17 protein-coding genes are annotated in these 20,198 nt (G+C 66.3%); 9 read left to right on the plus strand and 8 right to left on the minus strand.

What is annotated here, in order from left to right; translation table 11 throughout:
* Window positions 1-3 precede the first annotated feature (3 nt).
* From fdhF to WDC82_RS15190, 4 genes are all read right to left on the minus strand, one after another.
* The gene (gene fdhF / locus WDC82_RS15175) at window positions 4-2,853 is read right to left on the minus strand and encodes a formate dehydrogenase subunit alpha (protein ID WP_340118193.1); all 2,850 of its coding nucleotides are present in this window, start codon (window positions 2,851-2,853) and stop codon (window positions 4-6) included.
* Between the two features lie 10 nt (window positions 2,854-2,863).
* Window positions 2,864-4,414, minus strand: a complete 1,551-nt coding sequence (locus WDC82_RS15180) for an NADH-ubiquinone oxidoreductase-F iron-sulfur binding region domain-containing protein (protein ID WP_340118194.1) — start codon at window positions 4,412-4,414, stop codon at window positions 2,864-2,866.
* Window positions 4,411-4,887: a formate dehydrogenase subunit gamma gene (locus WDC82_RS15185; protein WP_340118195.1), complete on the minus strand. Its 477-nt coding sequence runs from the start codon at window positions 4,885-4,887 to the stop codon at window positions 4,411-4,413. Before WDC82_RS15185 ends, WDC82_RS15180 begins: the two co-directional genes overlap by 4 nt.
* Before the next feature lie 99 nt (window positions 4,888-4,986).
* Complete coding sequence (locus tag WDC82_RS15190; protein ID WP_340118196.1) at window positions 4,987-5,907, minus strand: LysR family transcriptional regulator; 921 nt, start codon at window positions 5,905-5,907, stop codon at window positions 4,987-4,989.
* Between the two features lie 145 nt (window positions 5,908-6,052).
* Here WDC82_RS15190 and WDC82_RS15195 point away from each other — a divergent pair, with 145 nt between their 5' ends.
* The 3 genes from WDC82_RS15195 to WDC82_RS15205 are packed head-to-tail and all read left to right on the plus strand — an operon-like array spanning window position 6,053 to window position 8,569.
* Window positions 6,053-7,288 (plus strand): SLC13 family permease, encoded by a 1,236-nt coding sequence (locus WDC82_RS15195; protein WP_340118197.1) that lies wholly within the window; start codon window positions 6,053-6,055, stop codon window positions 7,286-7,288.
* A 49-nt stretch (window positions 7,289-7,337) separates the two neighbouring features.
* Window positions 7,338-7,871, plus strand: coding sequence for a tetratricopeptide repeat protein (locus tag WDC82_RS15200; protein ID WP_340118198.1), 534 nt, complete (start codon window positions 7,338-7,340; stop codon window positions 7,869-7,871).
* A complete protein-coding gene (locus WDC82_RS15205; protein WP_340118199.1) occupies window positions 7,868-8,569 on the plus strand; it encodes a hypothetical protein in 702 nt (233 codons plus the stop codon). Before WDC82_RS15200 ends, WDC82_RS15205 begins: the two co-directional genes overlap by 4 nt.
* A gap of 20 nt (window positions 8,570-8,589) precedes the next feature.
* Here WDC82_RS15205 and WDC82_RS15210 read toward each other — a convergent pair whose 3' ends face one another.
* The gene (locus WDC82_RS15210; protein ID WP_340118200.1) at window positions 8,590-9,525 is read right to left on the minus strand and encodes a LysR family transcriptional regulator; all 936 of its coding nucleotides are present in this window, start codon (window positions 9,523-9,525) and stop codon (window positions 8,590-8,592) included.
* Between the two features lie 177 nt (window positions 9,526-9,702).
* Between WDC82_RS15210 and WDC82_RS15215 the strand changes: the two genes are divergently transcribed.
* From WDC82_RS15215 to WDC82_RS15235, 5 genes are all read left to right on the plus strand, one after another.
* The gene (locus tag WDC82_RS15215) at window positions 9,703-11,172 is read left to right on the plus strand and encodes an amidase (RefSeq protein WP_340118201.1); all 1,470 of its coding nucleotides are present in this window, start codon (window positions 9,703-9,705) and stop codon (window positions 11,170-11,172) included.
* 17 nt (window positions 11,173-11,189) lie between these two features.
* A complete protein-coding gene (locus WDC82_RS15220) occupies window positions 11,190-12,782 on the plus strand; it encodes an ABC transporter substrate-binding protein (RefSeq protein WP_340118202.1) in 1,593 nt (530 codons plus the stop codon).
* A gap of 84 nt (window positions 12,783-12,866) precedes the next feature.
* The gene (locus WDC82_RS15225; protein WP_340118203.1) at window positions 12,867-13,841 is read left to right on the plus strand and encodes an ABC transporter permease; all 975 of its coding nucleotides are present in this window, start codon (window positions 12,867-12,869) and stop codon (window positions 13,839-13,841) included.
* A 22-nt stretch (window positions 13,842-13,863) separates the two neighbouring features.
* The gene (locus WDC82_RS15230; protein ID WP_340118204.1) at window positions 13,864-14,697 is read left to right on the plus strand and encodes an ABC transporter permease; all 834 of its coding nucleotides are present in this window, start codon (window positions 13,864-13,866) and stop codon (window positions 14,695-14,697) included.
* An 11-nt stretch (window positions 14,698-14,708) separates the two neighbouring features.
* Entirely contained in the window at window positions 14,709-16,358 is a 1,650-nt protein-coding gene (locus WDC82_RS15235) for an ABC transporter ATP-binding protein (RefSeq protein ID WP_340118205.1), read from the plus strand.
* Between the two features lie 180 nt (window positions 16,359-16,538).
* Here WDC82_RS15235 and WDC82_RS15240 read toward each other — a convergent pair whose 3' ends face one another.
* The 3 genes from WDC82_RS15240 to WDC82_RS15250 all read right to left on the minus strand — a co-directional run bounded on the left by WDC82_RS15240 (window position 16,539) and on the right by WDC82_RS15250 (window position 17,676).
* Window positions 16,539-16,835, minus strand: coding sequence for a hypothetical protein (locus tag WDC82_RS15240; RefSeq protein ID WP_340118206.1), 297 nt, complete (start codon window positions 16,833-16,835; stop codon window positions 16,539-16,541).
* Window positions 16,832-17,347, minus strand: coding sequence for a hemerythrin domain-containing protein (locus tag WDC82_RS15245; RefSeq protein ID WP_340118207.1), 516 nt, complete (start codon window positions 17,345-17,347; stop codon window positions 16,832-16,834). Before WDC82_RS15245 ends, WDC82_RS15240 begins: the two co-directional genes overlap by 4 nt.
* A 167-nt stretch (window positions 17,348-17,514) precedes the next feature.
* On the minus strand, window positions 17,515-17,676 hold the full coding sequence (locus tag WDC82_RS15250) for a hypothetical protein (RefSeq protein ID WP_340118208.1): 162 nt from the start codon (window positions 17,674-17,676) through the stop codon (window positions 17,515-17,517).
* Window positions 17,677-17,947: 271 nt separating this feature from the next.
* Between WDC82_RS15250 and katG the strand changes: the two genes are divergently transcribed.
* The gene (gene katG / locus WDC82_RS15255; RefSeq protein ID WP_340118209.1) at window positions 17,948-20,107 is read left to right on the plus strand and encodes a catalase/peroxidase HPI; all 2,160 of its coding nucleotides are present in this window, start codon (window positions 17,948-17,950) and stop codon (window positions 20,105-20,107) included.
* Window positions 20,108-20,198 lie beyond the last annotated feature (91 nt).

The following is a 20,198-nucleotide window of genomic DNA, read 5'->3' on the forward strand; positions in this document are numbered from 1 at the left end:
GCCTCACTCCGCCGCGGGGGCGACGCGGTAGTTCTCCACCACCATGCGGTGATAGCGCTCCTGCCAGTCCGAGGGCTGGTTGGACCGCGTCACCTGTACAGCGGTCACCTTGTATTCGGGGCAGTTGGTCGCCCAGTCGGAGTTCTCCGTGGTGATGACGTTGGCACCGCTCAAGGGGTGGTGAAAGGTGGTGTAGACCACGCCCTGGGGCATGCGCTCGGAAACTTCGGCCACCAGGGTGGTGGCGCCGACGCGGCTGGCAATGGTCACCATGTCGCCGTCGGCGATGCCGCGCTCCTGGGCGTCGAAGGGATGGACTTCCAGGATGTCCTTGTCGTGCCAGCGCGAGTTTTTCGTGCGGCGGGTCTGGGCGCCGACGTTGTACTGGCTGAGGATGCGGCCCGTGGTGAGGATCAGCGGGTAGTAGCGCGAGGCGCGCTCCTCCGTCGGCACGTACTCGGTCAGCATGAAGCGGCCCTTGCCGCGCACGAAGCCGCCGACATGCATGATCGGCGCGCCGTTCGGGAACTGGTCGTTCACCGGCCACTGCAGCGAGCCCGCCTCGTCGAGGCGCTTGTGGCTGACACCGCTGAAGGACGGCGTCAGGCGGGCGATCTCGTCCATGATCTCGCCGGCCGAGTTGTAGTGCATGGGGTAGCCCATGGCGGCGGCGAGGCGGCAGACCGCCTCCCACTCGGACATGCCGTTTTTCTCCTCCATCACCGGGCGGACGCGGTTGATGCGGCGCTCGGCGTTGGTGAAGGTGCCGTCCTTCTCCAGGAAGGAGGTGCCGGGCAGGAAGACATGGGCGAAGGCCGCCGTCTCGTTCAGGAACAGGTCCTGGACGACGACGCATTCCATCGCCTCCAGGCCGGCCTGGACGTGCTGCGTGTTCGGATCCGACTGGGCGATGTCCTCGCCCTGGATGAAGATGCCCTTGAAGGTCTCATCGACCGCGGCGGCCAGCATGTTGGTGATGCGCAGTCCCGGCTCGTCCAGCAGCGGCACGCCCCAGGCGCCCTCGAAGAGTTCACGGGTCGCCACCTCGCTGACGTGGCGGTAGCCGGGGAACTCGTGCGGAAAGCTGCCCATGTCGCAGGAGCCCTGCACGTTGTTCTGGCCGCGCAGCGGGTTCACGCCGACGCCCTCGCGGCCGATGTTGCCGGTCGCCATGGCGAGGTTGGCCATGGCCATGACCATGGTCGAGCCCTGGGAATGCTCGGTGACGCCGAGGCCGTAGTAGATCGCCGCGTTGCCGCCGGTCGCATAGAGCCGCGCCGCCTGGCGCAGCAGCTCCGCCGGGACCCCAATGTTCTCGGCCAGAGATTCGGGCGAATTGCGATCCTCGGCAACGAAGGCGCGCCAGCGCTCGAACTCAGCCGTCTCGCAGCGCTCGGCCACGAAGTCTTCGTTCACCAGGCCTTCGGTGACGATGACATGGGCCAGCGCATTCATCACCGCGACGTTGGTGCCGGGTCTGAGCTGGATGTGCTGCGCCGCCTTGATGTGCGGCGTGCGCACCAGGTCGATGCGCCGCGGATCGACGACAATGATCTCGGCGCCCTGGCGCAGCCGCTTTTTCATGCGCGACGCAAAGACCGGGTGCGCGTCGGTGGGATTGGCGCCGACCAGCAGGACGACGTCCGCCTTCTCCACCGACTTGAAGTTCTGGGTACCGGCCGAGGTGCCGAAGGTCTGCTTCAGGCCGTAGCCGGTCGGCGAGTGGCAGACCCGCGCGCAGGTGTCCACGTTATTGTTGCCGAAGGCGGCGCGGATCATCTTCTGCACAACGTAGACCTCTTCGTTCGTGCAGCGCGAGGAAGTGATGCCGCCGATCGAGTCCTTGCCGTACTTGTCCTGGATCGTCTTGAAGCGCGCGGCGGCGAACCCGATCGCCTCGTCCCAGGAGACCTCGCGCCAGGGATCGGTGATCCTGTCGCGCACCATCGGCGACAATTTGCGATCCTTGTGGGTGGCGTAGCCCCAGGCGAAGCGGCCCTTCACGCAGGAGTGGCCCTCGTTGGCGCCGCCGTCCTTCCACGGCGTCATGCGCACCACGGTATCGCCCTGCAACTCGGCCTTGAAGGAGCAGCCGACGCCGCAGTAGGCGCAGGTGGTCAGCACCGAGCGGGTCGGCGTGCCGTGCTCGACCACCGACTTCTCCACCAGGGTGGCCGTCGGGCAAGCCTGTACGCAGGCGCCGCAGGATACGCAGTCCGAGGAGAAGAAGTCGTCCGTGCCGGCGCCGGGCGAAACGCGGCTCTCGAAGCCCCTGCCCTCGATGGTCAGGGCGAAGGTCCCTTGCGTCTCCTCGCAGGCGCGCACGCAGCGCGAGCAGACGATGCACTTCGAAGGATCGTACTGGAAGTAGGGGTTGGAGACGTCGACGGCGGCCTTGTGGTCCGCGTCGAAGTGGTTCTCGCCCTTCATGCCGTAGCGTACTTCGCGCAGGCCGACGGCGCCGGCGGTGTCCTGCAGCTCGCAGTCGCCATTGGCCGCGCAGGTCAGGCAGTCCAGCGGATGATCGGAGATGTAGAGCTCCATGATGCCGCGGCGCAGTTTTTCGATGCGCGGCGAGTTCGTGGTCACCTTCATGCCCGCGCGCGCCGGTGTGGTGCAGGATGACGGCGTGCCGCGCACGCCCTCGATCTCCACCAGGCACATGCGGCAGGAGCCCCAGGACTCCAGGCTGTCGGTGGCACAGAGCTTGGGTACTTCTCGCTCGACCATGGCGGCGGCGCGCATGACGGAGGTGCCTTCGGGCACCGTCACTGCAACGCCATCGATGGTGAGGGTAATATCGGCGCCTTCACGCGCCGGGGTGCCGTAGTCGGTCTCGGGATGCAGGGTCATGATCTTTACCTCACTCGGCCGCGAGCCGCGGTGCGCGGTCGAAATCTTCCGGGAAGAGACGGATGGCGGAAAGCACGGGCATTGGGGTGAGGCCGCCCATGGCGCAAAGCGAGCCGTCGCGCATCAGTTCGCAGAGATCGTCGATCAGCGCGATGTTCCGCGCGACATCCTCGCCGCGCAGCACCCTCTCCACGGTCTCCTTGCCGCGGATGGCACCGATGCGGCAGGGCGTGCACTTGCCGCAGCTCTCGATCTCACAGAACTCGAAGGCGAAGCGCGCCATCTCGGCCATGTCGACGGTTTCGTCGAACACCACGATGCCGCCGTGGCCCAGCATGGCGCCGGCCTCGGCCAGGCCCTCGTAGTCGGCCGGCAGGTCGAGCATGTCTTCCGTAACGTAAGCGCCCAAGGGGCCACCGAGCTGCGCGGTGCGGAACGGCCGTCCCGAGGCGGTGCCGCCGCCGAAGTCCACGATCAACTCGCGCAGGGTGACGCCGAAAGCCTTCTCGACCAGGCCGCCCTGCCGGATGTTCCCGGCCAGCTGGAACGGCTGGGTGCCGCGCGAGCGGCCCATGCCGAAGTTGCGGTAGAAAGCGGCACCCTTGGCGAGGATGACCGGCACCGAGGCGAGCGTCAGCACGTTGTTGATGACCGTGGGCTTGCCGAAAAGGCCGGCGATGGCGGCGATCGGCGGCTTGGCGCGTACCGTGCCGCGCTTGCCCTCCAGGCTTTCCAGCATGGAGGATTCCTCGCCGCAGATGTAGGCGCCGGCGCCTTTGCGGACGTGCAGGCGGAAAACGCGGCCGGAGCCGCCGACGCTGTCGCCCAGCCAGCCTGCCCGCTCCAGCACCTTCGCGGCGGCTTCCATCTGCGACACCGCGCGCGGATATTCGGAGCGGATGTAGACGTAACCCTCGGTGGCGCCGCTGGCGAGCCCGGCAATGATCATACCCTCGATGAGCATGAAGGGATCGCTCTCCATCACCATGCGGTCGGCGAAGGTGCCGCTGTCGCCCTCGTCGGCGTTGCAGCAGACGTACTTCTGCGGGCCCGGCTGATCGTGCACCGTCTTCCACTTGATTCCGGCGGGAAAGCCTGCGCCGCCGCGCCCGCGCAGGCCGGACTCAGTGACCTCCTCGCAGATGACCGCCGGGTCCATGATGAGGGCCTTGCGCAGACCGGCGAGGCCGCCGTGAGCCTCGTAGTCGGCGAGGTCGAGCGGATCGGTGATGCCGATGCGCGCGAAGGTCAGGCGCTCCTGGTTCTTCAGGTAGGGGATGTCTTCGGTGGGCCCGAGGCAGAGCGTATGGTCGCCGGCGACGCTGAGGGCGCCCATCATGCCTGGCACGTCGTCAGCCATGACCGGACCGTAGGCGACGCGGCCGGCGGAGGTCATCACTTCGACCAGCGGCTCCAGCCAGAACAGACCGCGTGAGCCGTTGCGGATGAGCTGGATATCCAAGCCGCGCGCCTCGGCTTCCTTGACGATCGCGGCGGCGGTTTCCTCCGCGCCGACGGACTGGGCGGCGGAATCGGCGGGCACGTAGATCGTGATGCTCATGACTGCCGCTCCGCAGCTTCTTGCGCCTGCGCGACCAGGCGGCCGAGCCTGTCGGCATCGAGGCGGCCGTGCAGGCGCCCGTTGACCATGGCGGCCGGCGCGCAGGCGCAATTGCCGAGGCAGTACACCGGCTCGACGGTGACGCCGGCCAATGAGGTGTCGCCCAGGGAGATGCCGTGGCGCGCGCAGAACCGCTCGATGAGGCTGAGCGCGCCCATGGACTGGCAGGCCTCGGCGCGGCAGATCTTCACCACCACCGCGCCAGCCGGGGCCTTGCGGAAGTCGTGGTAGAAGGAGACCACGCCGTGCACCTCGGCGCGCGACAGGTTCAGCGTGTCGGCCAGCAGCGGCACCGCCCGCTCGTCCACAAAGCCGAAGCGCTCGTTCAGCGCATGGAGGATCGGCATCAGGGCGCCGGGTTCGTGCTTAAGCGCGTCGGCGATCTCACGAACGAGATCGGGATCCCAGGGCATTGCTCTCTCGCATGAAGTTGTTTTTCTTGTCGGCTATGATCGCCGCCAATGAAATCGACTTCAAACGAGTTTTATTGAATTCATAATCGAGTTTATCGATTAACCGTTGGAGGCCCCGCGCGGCTTGATCTGGCGCTCCAGGTCGCTTTCGCGCACTGATTTCACGAAGGCCTCGACCAGCGGGGGCTGCGGCTTCTGCTGACGCACCACCATGCCCACGGTGAAGCTGCGCTCCGGCTCCACCAGCGGCAGGGCCAGCATGCCCTTGGGCGTACCGAACAGCCACAGCAGGTTGTACGGCAGCACGCTGGACCAAAAGCCGGTGCGGATGTGCGAGCAGAGCGTCATCAGCGAATTGCTCTCGGCATGAACGTTGGGCGTCCGCCCGACGCTGGCGAAGACCGAGTTGATGAGCCGGCGGTTCTGCATGTCCGGGGTCAGCAGGCAGAGCGGGGTCTCCGCCGCTTCGGTCCAGGTCACAGAGCTGCGGCCGCGAAAGGGTCCGCGCGTCGGCGTCAACAGGATATAGCGCTCCTCATACAGCGGGTAGGTCGTGACCCCGTGCAGCGGCTCGGCGCCCAGGTAGGTGATACCGACATCGAAATCGAAGGCGTCCAGGGTCCGCTGGATCTCGTCGGAGGTGCGCGAGTGGATCTGCAGCGTCACCTTCGGGTGTGCCTCGCTGAAGGGTGTGGTGAGCAGGCCGATGGTCGGCAGAGCGGAGGGGATGACGCCCAGCGCCAGCTCGCCGGTGAGCTCGCCGCGCAGCAGCCCGATCTGTTGGTCCAGCACCGCCCGCCCGGCAACCACGCGGGTCGCCCAGTCGAGCAGCACCTTGCCCTCGGCGGTAAATCCTTTGAAGCGCTTGTCGCGCTCGATCAGCGGCGCGCCGATCTCCTCCTCCAGCTGGCGCACCGCCGCAGACAAGGTCGACTGCGTCACGTGGCAGGCCTCGGCGGCGCGGCCGAAGTGCTTTTCCCGGCCCAGCGCCACGAAAAAGCGAAGATGGCGAAGCTGCATCCTGAGAAGTCCCCCCGCTGCCGCCGATTCTCGTGAAAGGCGCTGACCCTCTCATAGGGGCTTGACCGAACGGCGGCAACCATCAAGAGAGTGAGAGACAAGCCGTCCGCTTCGAGTCGCGCCGGAGAAAGGCCCGCCCGCCGCCATGGATTTCCACGAAATTCTCGTGCTCGCCGTCTTCACCGGCGTCTACCTGGGTATGGCGCTGGGGCGCTGGCCGGCGCTGGCGCTGGACCGCACCGGGATCGCGCTCTGCGGCGCCATCGTGCTGCTGTTCTTCGACGAAAAGACCGGCGCCTCGGCGGCGGCCATCGATACCGGCACCCTGGCCGTGCTGTTCGGCCTGATGGTGCTCTCGGCGCAGTTCGCCGCCTCGGGCCTCTACGAGTGGTGCGCCGCCCGTCTCGCCGCCGCAGCGGCCTCGCCCGCCGCGGTGCTGGCCCTGGTGGTCGCCGTCACCGGCGGGCTCTCCAGCCTGCTCGCCAACGACATCGTCGTCTTCGCCATGGCCCCGGTGCTGTGCCAGGGCCTCGTGAAAGCGGGGCGCGACCCGCGGCCCTATCTTTTCGCCCACGCCGGTGCCGCCAACGTCGGCTCGGCGGCGACACTGGTCGGCAACCCGCAGAACATTCTGATCGGCGAGCACGGCAACCTCGACTTCTGGCATTACCTGTTCTTCGCTGCGCCGATCTCGCTGGCCGGCCTTGCCGCCGTCTACCTGGTGGTCCTCGTTACCTGGCGCCGCGCGCTGCACCACGACACCACCGCCGCTGGCCCCGTTTTCGCTCCCCCCGGCATCGCCCTCGACAAGGCCGTGCTCGTGAAGGGCATCCTCGCGACGCTGACCCTGCTGGGGCTCTACATGACCGACCTGCCGCGCTGGCAGAGCACCCTGCTGATCGCCGGCGTGCTGCTGATCAGCCGGCGCCTGTCGACGCGCGAAATGCTGGCCTCGGTCGACTGGCACCTGCTGGTGCTGTTCGGCGGCCTCTTCGTGGTAACCGGGGCGCTCAGCGGCAGCAGCCTGAATGCGCAAGCCATTGCCCTGCTGCAGGCCGGCGGTTTCAGCCTGGAGGACCCGGCACTGCTGGGCGCCGTGGCGCTGGCCGGCAGCAACACCGTCGGCAACGTTCCGCTGGTGATCCTGCTGCTCTCGGCACTGCCGGGGCTTAGCCCGGCCGCGCTCTACAGCCTCGCCCTGCTGTCGACCTTCGCCGGCAACCTGCTGCTGATCGGCAGCCTGGCCAACCTCATCGTGGCCGAGCGGGCCAAGCGTGAAGGCGTCAGGGTTTCCTTCCTGGATCACCTGCGCGCGGGCGTGCCGATGACGGCGGTGACCCTGGCTCTCGCCTTCGCCTGGCTGGCGCTGTGGGACTTCTAGGAGGCTCAGCCCATTGCCCTGCCGCAGCGGCGGGACTAGGGTCGCAGCCATGAAACCCGCCTCTTCCCAGCAACCCGCCGGCCCCACCCCCGCCGGTCCCACGCCTGCCGGCCCGCCGGCGCAGATCAAGCAGGCCGCCGTGCTGCGCAACCGCGCCGTGGCGCTGCTGCGGGAGGGCCGCCCCGGCGAGGCGCAGGTGCTGCTGGAGGAGGCCCTCAGGGTATTTCCGGGTTTCGCCGAGGCCGAGATCCGCATCGGCAACATCCGCCGCGGCCTGAGCGATGCCGCCGGGGCCGAGGCGCGCTACCGCCGCGCGCTGGCCATCAAGCCGGACTACGCCTGGGCCCACCTGGAACTGGCGATCTGCCTGCAGCGCGAAGGCCGCGCCGAGGACGCCCTGGACCACTACCGTCAGGCGGTGCGGCACAATCCCAAGCTCTACAAGACCGTGCTGTTCGCCATCGTCGACCAGCCGAACGGCCGCTTCTGGCTCGACACCCGCGAACTGAAACGCCAGTTGCTGGGCGACGCGCCGCCGGCCGCCGCGAGCAACGCCGAAAATATCGGGAACAAAACCGAATGAAGATCACCTTCCGCTGCTTTCCCGAGCTCGAGCCCTACCTGCCGAAGCCGCGGCCGGCCAAGCGCGCCACCCCGGACTGGCTGAAGACCATGCCGCTGACCGCCTGGGCCACCGACTTCGAGGAAGAGGTGAAGACGGTGAAGGGCTGCCCGCCGGTGATCGACGCCATGACCCACGGCTACATGCTGCCGCTGGCCTGCGACCTGCACGTCGACCGGGGGCGCTTCGAATGGCATTGGGAAGGTCTGCCGGCGGACCTGCCGCCGCACGTGCCGCGCTCGCCGATCCATTTCCATGTCGCCGAGCAGGTCGAGGGCTCGCCGCTGTTTCGGCCCGGCTGGATTCCGGTGAAGTTCCGCAACCTCTGGGCCGCCGAGCCGGAGGACGGCTGGTCGATCCTCTACACCCATCCGCTGAACCGCCTCGACCTGCCCTACCGCACCATCACCGGGCTGGTCGACAACGACCGCTACCACGACGTCTTCACCCACATCCCGGCGGTATGGACCGACCCGGATTTCGTCGGCACCCTGCCGGCAGGCACGCCGATCGCGCAATGCATCCCGGTGCGCCGCGAAAGTGTCGAACTGGAAACCGCGGCGATGACGCCGGAGGAGCTGCGCGTCTTCCTCGACGCCACCCGCTCGATCAACGAGAACCCCGGCGAGTACAAGCGCCTCTACCGCGTCGCGCGATAGCGGCCTTTTCCCAACCTCTTCTAAGTCACGATATGACGCAGCGCCCGGTCTGAGTGAAAGAAGGCCCGGCAGGCTGCGGAGAAGGCCTCCATCAGCGGGCTCGGATAGTCGTGTGCGCGACGTGCGATCACGAACCTGGGCGTGCGGACCGCGCCGGCCAGTCTGCGGCAGGCGATGCGGCGGCCGGTATAGGTGCTGTCGATCAGCGGACGCACATTAAGAATGCTGAAGCCCAGCCCGGTCGCCACCAGGCCGCGCACCAGTTCGTAGGTGCGCGTGCGGTGGACGATCCTCGGCTGCGTCCCCGCCGCCTCGAACATCAGCTCGAAGTAGGTGCGCGATTCCGGCAGGTCGAGCAGGATCATCGGACGTCCAGCGAGATCCTTCAGGTGAACCACCTCCTGCTGCGCCAGAGGATCGTTGGCCGCCAGGATGACATGCGGCGGCGCCTCGCGCAGCGGCTCGGCCTCGAAGGCGCTGTCGAGTCCCAGGTCGTAGGTGAGAATGATGTCCGCCACGCCGTCGCGCAGGTGATCCTGCACGCTGCGCAGGTCGCCTTCGTGGATATGCACGGAAACGTCCGAGTGCTTACGGGTCATGTCGCGGATGATCGGCGGTAGGAAGTGCGGCGACACCGGCGCGAAGCAGCCGACGTTCACGGCGCCCTCCAGGTTTTCGCCGAGCCCGGAGAGGTCCTGCACGAAATTGTCCGCCTCCGACAGGAAACGCCCTATGCGGCCCAGCACCTGCGAGCCCACCGTCGTCAGCACCAATCCTTTTGCCTGCTGACGAACGAATATGGTGACGTTGAACTCTTCCTCGAAGTTGTTGATGGCCGCGGCAATGGAAGACTGCGAAATGCTGAGGTGCTGTGCCGCCTTGGCGATGCTGCGCAGCCGCGCGGCGGTCACCACGTAGCGCAGCTGGCGCAGGGAGACGTTGGCCGGCACATTCATCTGTTTTTCCGATTAAGTTACCTCATTAAAAATATTATTCCATGCAAAGGGCCGGCTGTAAACTCGACACCAATCTCACCACACTCCCCGAAGCATTCCCGACACTACAAGGGACGCGGGGGTCGGCATGAGGGCCATTGCCCGAAGGGGTTCGGGCAATCAGCAGAAGGGGCGTCGATGCAGTCGACTTCCACCCGGGGGCAACTCACTTATCTTTCCGTCGCCGAACTTTTGGACGGATACAAACAACGATCGCTGTCGCCGAAGGACGTGATCGAGGCGGTGCTGGCGCGCATCGACGCCGTCGACGCGGCGGTGAACGCCTTCGCGAGGGTCGACCGCGCGGGCGCCCTGGCCGCGGCGGAAGCCTCCGCGCGGCGCTGGCAGGCGGGCGCGCCGGTGGGGCCGCTCGACGGTGTGCCGACGACCGTGAAAGACCTGCTGCTCATGAAGGGCGAAAGCGCCGGCATGGGCAGCAAGGTGATGAGGCTGACCGCGCCGGCCGACGAGGACTCGCCGGCGGTGGCGCGCCTCAAGGAAGCCGGCGCGATCCTCATCGGCACCACCCACTCGCCGGAGATCGGCTGGAAGGCCGTCACCGATGGCCCCGCCTTCGGCGTCACGCGCAACCCCTGGAACACCGAACGGACGCCGGGCGGCAGCAGCGGCGGCGCGGCGGCCGCCGCGGCGCTCGGCATGGGCACGCTGCACATCGGCACCGACGGCGGCGGCTCGATCCGCATTCCCGCCGGCTTCACCGGCATCGCCGGCCTGAAGCCCAGCTTCGGGCGCGTGCCCGCCTATCCGGCCAGCGCCTTCGGCACCGTCGCCCATGTCGGGCCGATGGCGCGCAGCATCGCCGACTGCGCGGCCATGCTGAACGTGCTGGCCAAACCCGATGTCCGCGACTGGTTCGCCCTGCCGGGCGACGGTATCGACTACCTGCACGGCCTTGGCTGCGGCATCAAGGGCCTGCGCGTCGCCTACAGCCCCGATCTCGGCTACGTGAAGGTCGACCCGGAGGTCGCTTCCGTCGTCGCCAAAGCCGCGAAACTCTTCGAGGCGCTGGGTGCCAGCGTCGAGGAGGTTGACCCCGGCTTCGACTGCCCGCTCGACATCTTTCACAAGCACTGGTTCTCCGGCGCGCTCAACCGCACCCGCGACCTGACGCCGCGGCAAATCGGCGACCTCGACCCGGGGCTGCAGGAGATCATCGCGGAAGCGCGCGGCTTCAGCCTGCTCGACTATATGCAGGCGGTCGACCGCCGCGCCGCGCTGGGCCGCACGATGCGCCGCTTCCACGAGACCTACGACCTGCTGATCACGCCGACGCTGCCCCTGCCCGCCTTCGACGCGGGGCTGGAGTTCCCGGCCGGCGGCGGCTACCGTCGCTGGACCGAGTGGGCGGCCTTCAGCTATCCCTTCAACCTGACCCAGCAGCCGGCCGCCTCGGTGCCTTGCGGGTTCACTTCGGACGGCCTGCCCGTCGGCCTGCAGATCGTCGGGCCGATGCACCAGGACGCCGCCGTTCTGCGCGCCGCGAGCGCCTTCGAGGCCGCCTGCCCGCCGCGCTTTCCAGTCATCGTCAATCCGGGCCACCAAGAGAGCCCGGAGGGAGAAGGGATTACGTCCGTACAAATCGCATAAGAACAGGAGGCACCACGTTGAAACGCTTCGCCAGGAATCTCTGTGCGGCCGCCGCAGCGCTGCTGTGGTCGACCGCGGGGGGCCAGGCCGCCGAGGATGGCGGCACCTTGATCATGTTGGTCCAGCCGGAACCCCCCACGCTCGCGTCCTATCTCTCCACCTCGGGCCCCATCGGCCAGGTCACGACCAAGGTCTATGAAGGCCTGCTGGAATACGACTTCGACCTGCAGCCGCAGCCCGGCCTCGCCAAGTCCTGGGACATCAGCGAGGACGGCAAGACCATTACCTTCAAGCTGCAGGAAGGCGTCACCTTCCATGACGGCACACCCTTCAACAGCGCCGACGTTGCGTTCTCCATCGGCACGGTGCTGAAGGAAGTCCACCCGCGCGGCGCCAACACCTTCAAGGAGTTGGAGAGCATCGAGACGCCGGACGACTACACCGTCGTCTTCCACCTGAGCAATCCGGCGCCTTACCTGATCCGCGGCCTTTCCGGCTACGAGACGCCGATCCTCTCCAAGGAATCCTTCGAGGGAACCGACTTCCGCGACAACCCGACGGCCAACAAGCCGATCGGTACCGGCCCCTTCAAGTTCGTCGAGTGGAAGAAGGGGCAATACGTCCGCCTCGACAAGAACGAGAACTACTGGAAGGAAGGCCTGCCGCACCTGGACCGCGTGGTCGCCCGCTTCATTCCCGATGCCAGTACCCGTACTGCCGCCATCGAGAAGGGCGAGGTGCAGTTCGCCGCCTTCAACGCCATTCCCAACGTCGATGCCCAGCGGCTGGACGACATGGACGGTATCTCGGTCACCACCGAGGGCTACACCATGATCAACCCGCTGACGCTCTTGGAGGTCAACACCACGGTGGCGCCCTTCGACAAGAAGGAAGTGCGCCAGGCGATCTCCTACGCCATCGACCGCCAGTTCATCATCGACAATATCTTCTTCGGCTACGGCAAGCCGGCGGTCGGTGCCGTGGTCTCGGCTTTCGATTCCGTCGGCCTCTACTCCAGCGACGTTCGCGACTACGGCGTCGCCGACCGATTGGACAAGGCCAACGCCCTGCTGGACGAAGCGGGCCTGAAGCGCGACGGCGACGGCACCCGTCTGGAGATGACGCTGGATGTACTGCCCTACGGCGAGTCGTGGCAGCGCATCGGCGAGTACATTAAGCAGGCACTGGCGGAACTGGGCATCAAGGTGACCATCCGCTACGAGGACGTGCCAACCTGGCTGAAGCGAACCTACACCGACTATGCCTTCGAGCTGAACCTGAACTTCTTCTATCAGCTCTCGGATCCGGTGATCGGCGTGCATCGCCAGTATCTCACCCGCGAGATCCGCAAGGGCACGGTCTTCGTGAACGGTGCGCAGTACAGCAATCCGGAGGCCGACGCGCTGATGGACTCCGCCGCCACCGAGCCCGATCCGAAGAAACGCTCGGTGACCTACGCCAAGCTGCAGAAGCTGCTGGCCGAAGAGGTCCCGGTGATTCCCCTGGTCGAGATGGACTTCATCACCGTCTATCGCGACGAGTTGAAGGATGCCGTGGTAAGCCCGCTCGGCGTCTACGCCTCCTTCGACAAGGCCTGGCTCGCCAAGTAGTCTTGGGCTGTCCTGAGCGGCGCGGCCGTCCGGTGGTGACCGGACGGCCGCACGCTTCTTCGTGAATTCGCTGGAGGTCCGCCCTTGAAGCGCCTGCGCTACATCCTGCGCCGCATCGTCCAGGCGATCCCGGTGGTCCTGGCGATCGTCGTCATGAACTTCCTGCTGCTGCAGCTTGCCGAGGGCGACGCGGTGGACGTGCTGGCCGGCGAAGCCGGTTCGGCAACACCGGAATACATCGCCCAGCTGCGCGAGCGCTTCGGCCTCGATCAGCCGGTCCACGTGCAGCTGGTCCGCTACGTCACCAACATCCTGTCGCTCGATCTCGGCTACTCCTTCCGCCAGGAAATGCAGGTCTCCGAGCTGATCCTCATGCGCCTCGGCCCGACCCTGCTGCTGATGATCACCACGCTCGTCATCGCCGTCGGCTTCGGGGCCTTGCTCGGCATCCTCGCAGCCCGCGGGCTCAACACCTGGCGCGACAACCTGATCTCGGTCTTCGCGCTGGTGTCCTACGCGACCCCACTGTTCTGGATCGGCCTCATGTTCGTCGTGGTCTTCTCCATCAAGCTGGACCTGCTGCCGGCCAGCGGCATGGAATCCATCGGCGCCTTCTACGAGGGCTGGGACCGCGTGCTCGACATCGCCGTGCACCTCATCCTGCCGGCCACCACCCTCTCGCTCTTCTACCTGGCCGCCTATACGCGCCTCATGCGCGCCTCGATCCTGGAGCAGGCCGGCATGGATTACGTCACCACCGCGCGCGCCAAGGGCCTCACCGAGCGCGCCATCACCTACCGCCACATCCTGCGCAACGCCCTGCTGCCCGTCGTCACCGTCGCCGGCGTGCAGATGGGCGGCCTCCTCGGCGGCTCGGTCATCGTGGAATCGGTCTTCGGCTGGCCCGGCCTCGGGCTGCTCGCTTATGATGCGCTCTTCTCGCGCGACCTCAACCTGCTGCTCGGCATCTTCTTCGTCTCGGCCTGCCTGGTGGTGGCGGTGAACCTCTTCGTCGACATCCTGTACACCTTCCTCGATCCGCGGATCGAGGTGGGCTGAGCGCGCAAGGACGAGATAACCCATGGCTGCCTTCCTCGCCCGCTTCCTGCGCAACCGCTCCGCGGCCCTCGGCCTGGTGCTGCTGGCCGGCGTCCTGCTGCTCGCCCTCTTCGCGCCCGTGCTGTTCCCCGCCGATCCCTTCAGCCTGGCGGGCAAGCCGATGTCACCACCCTCGCCGGACTTCCTCTTCGGCACCGACACGCTGGGCCGCGACGTTGCCGCCGCCATCGCCCACGGCGCCGTCACCTCGTTGATGATCGGATTCGTCGCCTCGCTGGCCGCCGTGCTGTTCGGCACCGTGCTGGGCGCCCTCGCCGGCTATTTCGGCGGCAAGGTGGACGACCTGCTGATGCGCATCACCGAGATCTTTCAGACCATTCCCTCCTTCGTCTTCGCCATCTTGCTGGTGGCCATCCTGTCGCCGTCGATCCAATCGGTTGTGATTGCCATCGCCGTGGTCTCCTGGCCGCCGGTCGCGCGCCTGGTACGCGGCGAGTTCCTGTCCATGAAAAGCCGGGAATTCGTGCAGGCGGCGCGCACGCTGGGCATGTCGGACGGGCGCATCATCTTCCAGCAGATCCTGCCCAACTGCCTCTCGCCGATCATCGTTGCCGGCTCGCTGATGGTTGCGACCGCGATTCTGATCGAGTCAGGCCTCGCCTTCCTCGGCCTCGGCGATCCCAACGTGATGAGCTGGGGCTTCATGATCGGCGCCGGCCGCTCGGTGCTGCGCAGCGCCTGGTGGGTCTGCACGTTTCCCGGCATCGCCATCCTGCTGACGGTGCTGGCCATAAACCTGGTGGGCGAAGGCCTCAACGACGCGCTGAACCCGCGCCTGCGGGAGCGTGCCGCGTGAGGGAAGACGCCATGAACGCCACCTCCAAGAGCCGCAGCCCGGTCCTCGAAATCCGCGACCTTCAGGTCTCCCTGCCGACCGGCGGCGATCGCCTCTTCGCCATCGACGGCGTCAGCCTGGACCTGCACGAGGACGAGATCCTCTGCATCGTCGGCGAGTCCGGCTCCGGCAAGTCGATGATGGCGCGCGCCATCATGGGCCTGCTGCCAGGCCCCATGGTCTTCGCCAGCAACGGCGAAGTGCGCTTCGAAGGCAATAACCTGCTGGCCGCCTCGCCGGCGCACATGCGCGATATCCGCGGCAGCCGCATCGCCATGATCTTCCAGGAGCCGATGACCGCGCTGAACCCGCTGATGACCATCGGTCAGCAGATCGACGAAGTGCTGCGCATCCACACGAAACTGGATCGCGCCGCGCGGCGGCAGCGGGTACTGGCCATTCTCGCCGACGTTCACCTGCCCGATCCGGAGACGATCCTCTCGGCCTTTCCGCACCAGCTTTCCGGCGGGCAGCGCCAGCGCGCGATGATCGCCATGGCGCTGATCCTGGAACCGCGGGTGATCATCGCCGACGAGCCGACCACCGCGCTGGACGTCACCACGCAGGCACAGATCCTTCAGCTCATCAAAGAGATCCAGCGCAAGCACAAGACCGGCGTCATCTTCATCACCCACGATTTCAGCGTGGTGGCGGAGATCGCCGACCGCGTCGCCGTCATGCAGGGCGGCGGCCTGGTCGAACTGGGCAAGGCCGCGGATATCCTGAACCGGCCGCAGCAGCCCTATACCAAGGCATTGATCGCTGCGGTTCCCAGCCTGAGGCCGCGCGCGCCTTCAGTGTCCGGCCGGCGCGAGGAGGTTCTGCAGGCAGTGGGGCTCAGCAAGACCTTCAGCTCCGGCGGAGGCCTCTTCGGCGGGCGCAAACGTGAGGTCAAGGCGGTACAGGACGTAAACCTGACGCTCAGGCGCGGCGAAACCATCGGGATCGTCGGCGAGTCCGGCTCAGGCAAGTCGACCCTCGCCCGCCTCATCATCCGGCTCATCCAGGCCGACAAGGGCGAGGTCCTGCTGCACGGCACCGACTTCCTGAAACTCAACAGCCGCCAGGTGCGCAGCGAGCGCAAGCGCATCCAGATGGTGTTCCAGGATCCCTTCGCCTCGCTGAACCCCCGCTACAAGGTGGGCCATATCATCGCCGAGGGCATGCTGTTGCGCGGCACCCCGAAGATAGAGGCCTGCCGGCGCGTCAACGAACTGCTCGATCTCGTCGGCCTTGACCGCAAGTCGGCCGACCGCTTTCCCCACGAGTTCTCCGGCGGCCAGCGACAGCGCATCGGCGTCGCCCGCGCGCTCGCCCTCGATCCGGAGATTCTCATCGCCGACGAGGCGGTGTCCGCCTTGGACGTCTCGGTGCAAGCCCAGGTGCTGCGGCTCCTGGCCGATATCCGCGACCGCCTCAACCTCTCCATGCTGTTCATCACCCACGACCTCTGTGTCGCCGCACAGGTTTGCGACCACATCATGGTGATGCGGCGGGGCGAGGTGGTGGAGAGCGGTGCGACAGCCGAAGTCTTCGCCGCGCCGAAGCACGACTATACCAAGGCGTTATTCAAATCGATCCCGGGCCGAAGCTGGATAGCCGCCAAGGACAGCGTGCTCTAGAGAAGCCGCGCCGGCGGTGCTAGTTCCAGAACAACAGGATAAGCAGGATGATCGGCAGAGGCACGCCGAGAAGCCAAAGGAGGAGTCCGCGACCCATGTTCCTGTTCCTTATTTTTCAGGAGTGAGAGACCGAAAAACGCGCGGGCGCCCGTAAGGGTTCCGCTGATAAAAGCGCGGCGCCTAGCCCTTCTCGAGCCGGCGCCGATTGGCCCTTACCTTGCGGCCGTAGTGGCGCAGGGTCTTCGAAGCGGCGACCGGCGCGCTTGTGCCGAGGCCACCGGTGAAGGCGAGCCACTGCCACGCCTGCGCGGCGGCCGCCTTTTCGCTCAGCATGCGGCGGCTCTCTGCCTTGGCCGCGCGGCCGCCGGCGGCGAGCTTCAAGCTCCGCAGTCCGACGACCGTCTTGGCGTCAATGCCGAGCGTCCAGGCGTCCAGCGCCACGCTGGCCCAAGTGGTGGTTCTGCGCCGTCGCCTCACGCCAGTTGCGTCCCTTCCAGGCTCGGCGTCTCCGGCGTCGGCAGCGCACCGACGTGATAGGAAGCGGCAAGGCGCTCCTTCTCCTCGGTCATGCGCACCGCGAGGGCCTCCATATCCAGACCGGCCTTGCGGGCCTGGCTGAACAGCCCCTCGACCCGCTTTTCCTCTTCCTTCACGTGGTGCTTGATCATCTCCGAGAGCACCTTGATCTTGGCATCGAAGAAAGTGTCGGCCGGTTCGCCGCTTTCGATCTCCGCGATCAGGACTTTGGCGCTGTCGTGTTCGACATGGGCTTCGCAAAGCATGTCCTCTTCGACAGCCCCCTCACAGGCGGGATAGAATATGTCTTCCTCGATCTTCGCATGGATCGAGAGTTCCTTGCAGATCTCTTCGGCCAGAGACTTCTTCCGGCTGCCGTCTTTGGCTTTTTCGTACTGGGAGAACAGCTCTTCGACCTTGCGGTGGTCGGCTTTCAGAAGGGCGATAGCATCATCTTGTTTTCGAGAGGCCATGGGATCACTCCGTGTGTTGAGCGAATTCAAGCTTCGGACAACGGGGATCGCGTGGCTTGGTTCCAGGGCGTACGTCGGCCGGTCTCCGGCCGCCACTGGAATGGCGGCACGGAGAGCGTGCCTTGAAGATGGCATCTTGAGAAGCTGGCCGCTTAACGGGTGAAACACTAGAGGGCGGCGATGATCGCGAAGGCCGCTATGCCGCAGACGACCGCGAGCGGCACCCAAAGGAAAGCCTTTCCGCTCTCTCCGGCCTCCAGGTCGCGGTAGTACTGATGACGGTCGCCGCCGGGCAGCGGGCCCGGATTGAAAGGATCGGGCATGGTCATGGAGTATCCTCCTTCTTCCGCCCCCTGAGGCGGGGTTCTGGGATTCTCTCCCCCATTACGCGCCACCCTTAACAGACCCAGACGGCAGCGCCGTTATTCCGCCGCATCGCATCCTCTTTTGCAGCAGGGCCGATCGTGGATCTGAGTTTTAGGGCTTATTTCCTATATTCCAGCTAAGGACTTGCCGTCTACCTTGGAAACGTTCTAAAAATAGCGTCGCATCTAGGACAGCGGGGCCGTCCACTCAACACAAACACTATGGGAGAGCGACATGGACGCAAAAGTCGAAGCCAAATGTCCGGTAATGCATGGCGGGATCACATCGCTCGCCAGCAACGTCATGTCATGGTGGCCGAAGGCCCTCAACTTCGACATCCTGAGCCAGCACGATACCAAGACCGACCCGCTGGGGAAGGACTTCAACTATCGTGAGGAATTGAAGAAGCTCGACGTCGCGGCGCTGAAAAAGGATCTCCACGCGCTGATGACCGACAGCCAGGACTGGTGGCCGGCCGACTGGGGCAATTACGAAGGCCTGATGATCCGCATGGCCTGGCACGCCGCCGGCTCCTACCGGCTGGCCGACGGCCGCGGCGGCGGCGGCACCGGCAACCAGCGTTTCGCGCCGCTCAATTCCTGGCCCGACAACGTCAGCCTGGACAAGGCGCGCCGCCTGCTGTGGCCGATCAAGAAGAAGTACGGCAACAAGGTCAGCTGGGCCGACCTCATCATCCTGGCCGGCAACATCGCCTATGAGCACGCCGGCCTGAAGACCTTCGGCTTCGGCTTCGGCCGCGAGGACATCTGGCACCCCGAGAAAGACGTCTACTGGGGCTCTGAGAAGGAGTGGCTGGGCCGCGGCCGCTACGACAGCGACGACGATCCGACATCGCTGGAGAACCCGCTGGCCGCCGTGCAGATGGGCCTCATCTACGTGAATCCGCAAGGCGTCGGCGGTAAGCCGGACCCGCAGAAGACCGCGCTGGAAGTGCGCGAGACCTTCGCGCGCATGGCGATGAACGACGAGGAGACGGCCGCGCTGACGGCCGGCGGCCACACCATCGGCAAGTGCCACGGCAATGGCGATGCCGAACTGCTGGGCGCCGACTGCGAGGGCGCGGACGTCGAGAACCAAGGCTTCGGCTGGCTCAATCCGACCGGCAAGGGCAGCGGCCGCGACGCCATCACCAGCGGCATCGAGGGCGCCTGGACGGCCCATCCGACCAAGTGGGACATGGGCTGGTTCGAGATGCTGTTCGGCCACGAATGGGAGCTGAAGAAGAGCCCGGCGGGCGCCTGGCAGTGGCAGCCGGTGTCGATCAAGGAAGAAGATATGCCCGTCGACGTCGAGGATCCCTCGATCCGCTGCATGCCGATCATGACCGATGCCGACATGGCGATGAAGGTCGACCCGACCTACAACGCAATCTGCCGGAAGTTCATGGACGATCCGGCCTACTTCGCCGACACCTTCGCCCGCGCGTGGTTCAAGCTGACGCACCGCGACATGGGACCGAAGGTGCGCTATTTCGGCCCCGAGGTGCCCGCGGAAGACCTGATCTGGCAGGATCCCGTGCCGGCCGGCCCCCGCAATTACGACATCGGCGCCGTGAAGGCGAAGATCGCGGCGAGCGGTCTTTCCATCGGCGAGATGGTGGCGACCGCCTGGGACTCGGCACGCACCTACCGCGGCTCGGACATGCGCGGCGGCGCCAACGGCGCGCGCATCCGCCTCGCCCCGCAGAAGGACTGGGCGGGTAACGAGCCCCAGCGACTCGCCAAGGTGCTGGCAGTGCTGGAGCCGATCGCGGCGGAGACCGGCGCCAGCGTCGCCGACGTCATCGTGCTGGCCGGCAATGTCGGCATCGAGCAGGCGGCCAAGGCCGCGGGCGTCGACATCACCGTGCCCTTTGCGCCGGGGCGCGGAGACTCCACGGACGAGATGACGGACGCCGACTCCTTCGACGCGCTGGAGCCGCTGGCCGACGGCTACCGCAACTGGCTGAAGCAGGACTATGTCGTCAGTCCCGAAGAGCTCATGCTCGACCGCACGCAGCTCATGGGGCTGACCGCGCCGGAAATGACCGTGCTGGTCGGCGGCCTGCGGGTTCTCGGCACCAACCACGGCGGCACCAGGCATGGAGTCTTCACCGACCGCGAAGGCGCCCTGACGAACGACTTCTTCGTGAACCTGACTGACATGAGCTATGCCTGGAAGCCACGCGGCGACGGTCTTTACGAGCTCCGTGACCGCAAGACCGACAAGGTCAAGTGGACGGCGACACGCATGGATCTCGTCTTCGGATCGAACTCGATCCTGCGGTCCTACGCCGAGGTCTATGCCCAGGATGACAGCAAAGAGAAATTCGTGAAGGACTTCGTGGCGGCCTGGACCAAGGTCATGAACGCGGACCGCTTCGACCTGGCGTAAATCAGGTGCGGCAGCTCAACTCAGATTGAGCCGCCGCACTTGCATGCATGTCCGCTGAGGTCCCTTAGCCAAATTCCCGTCTGACCCGGAT

The organism is Pelagibius sp. 7325 (assembly GCF_037652055.1).
GTDB lineage: Bacteria > Pseudomonadota > Alphaproteobacteria > Kiloniellales > Kiloniellaceae > Pelagibius.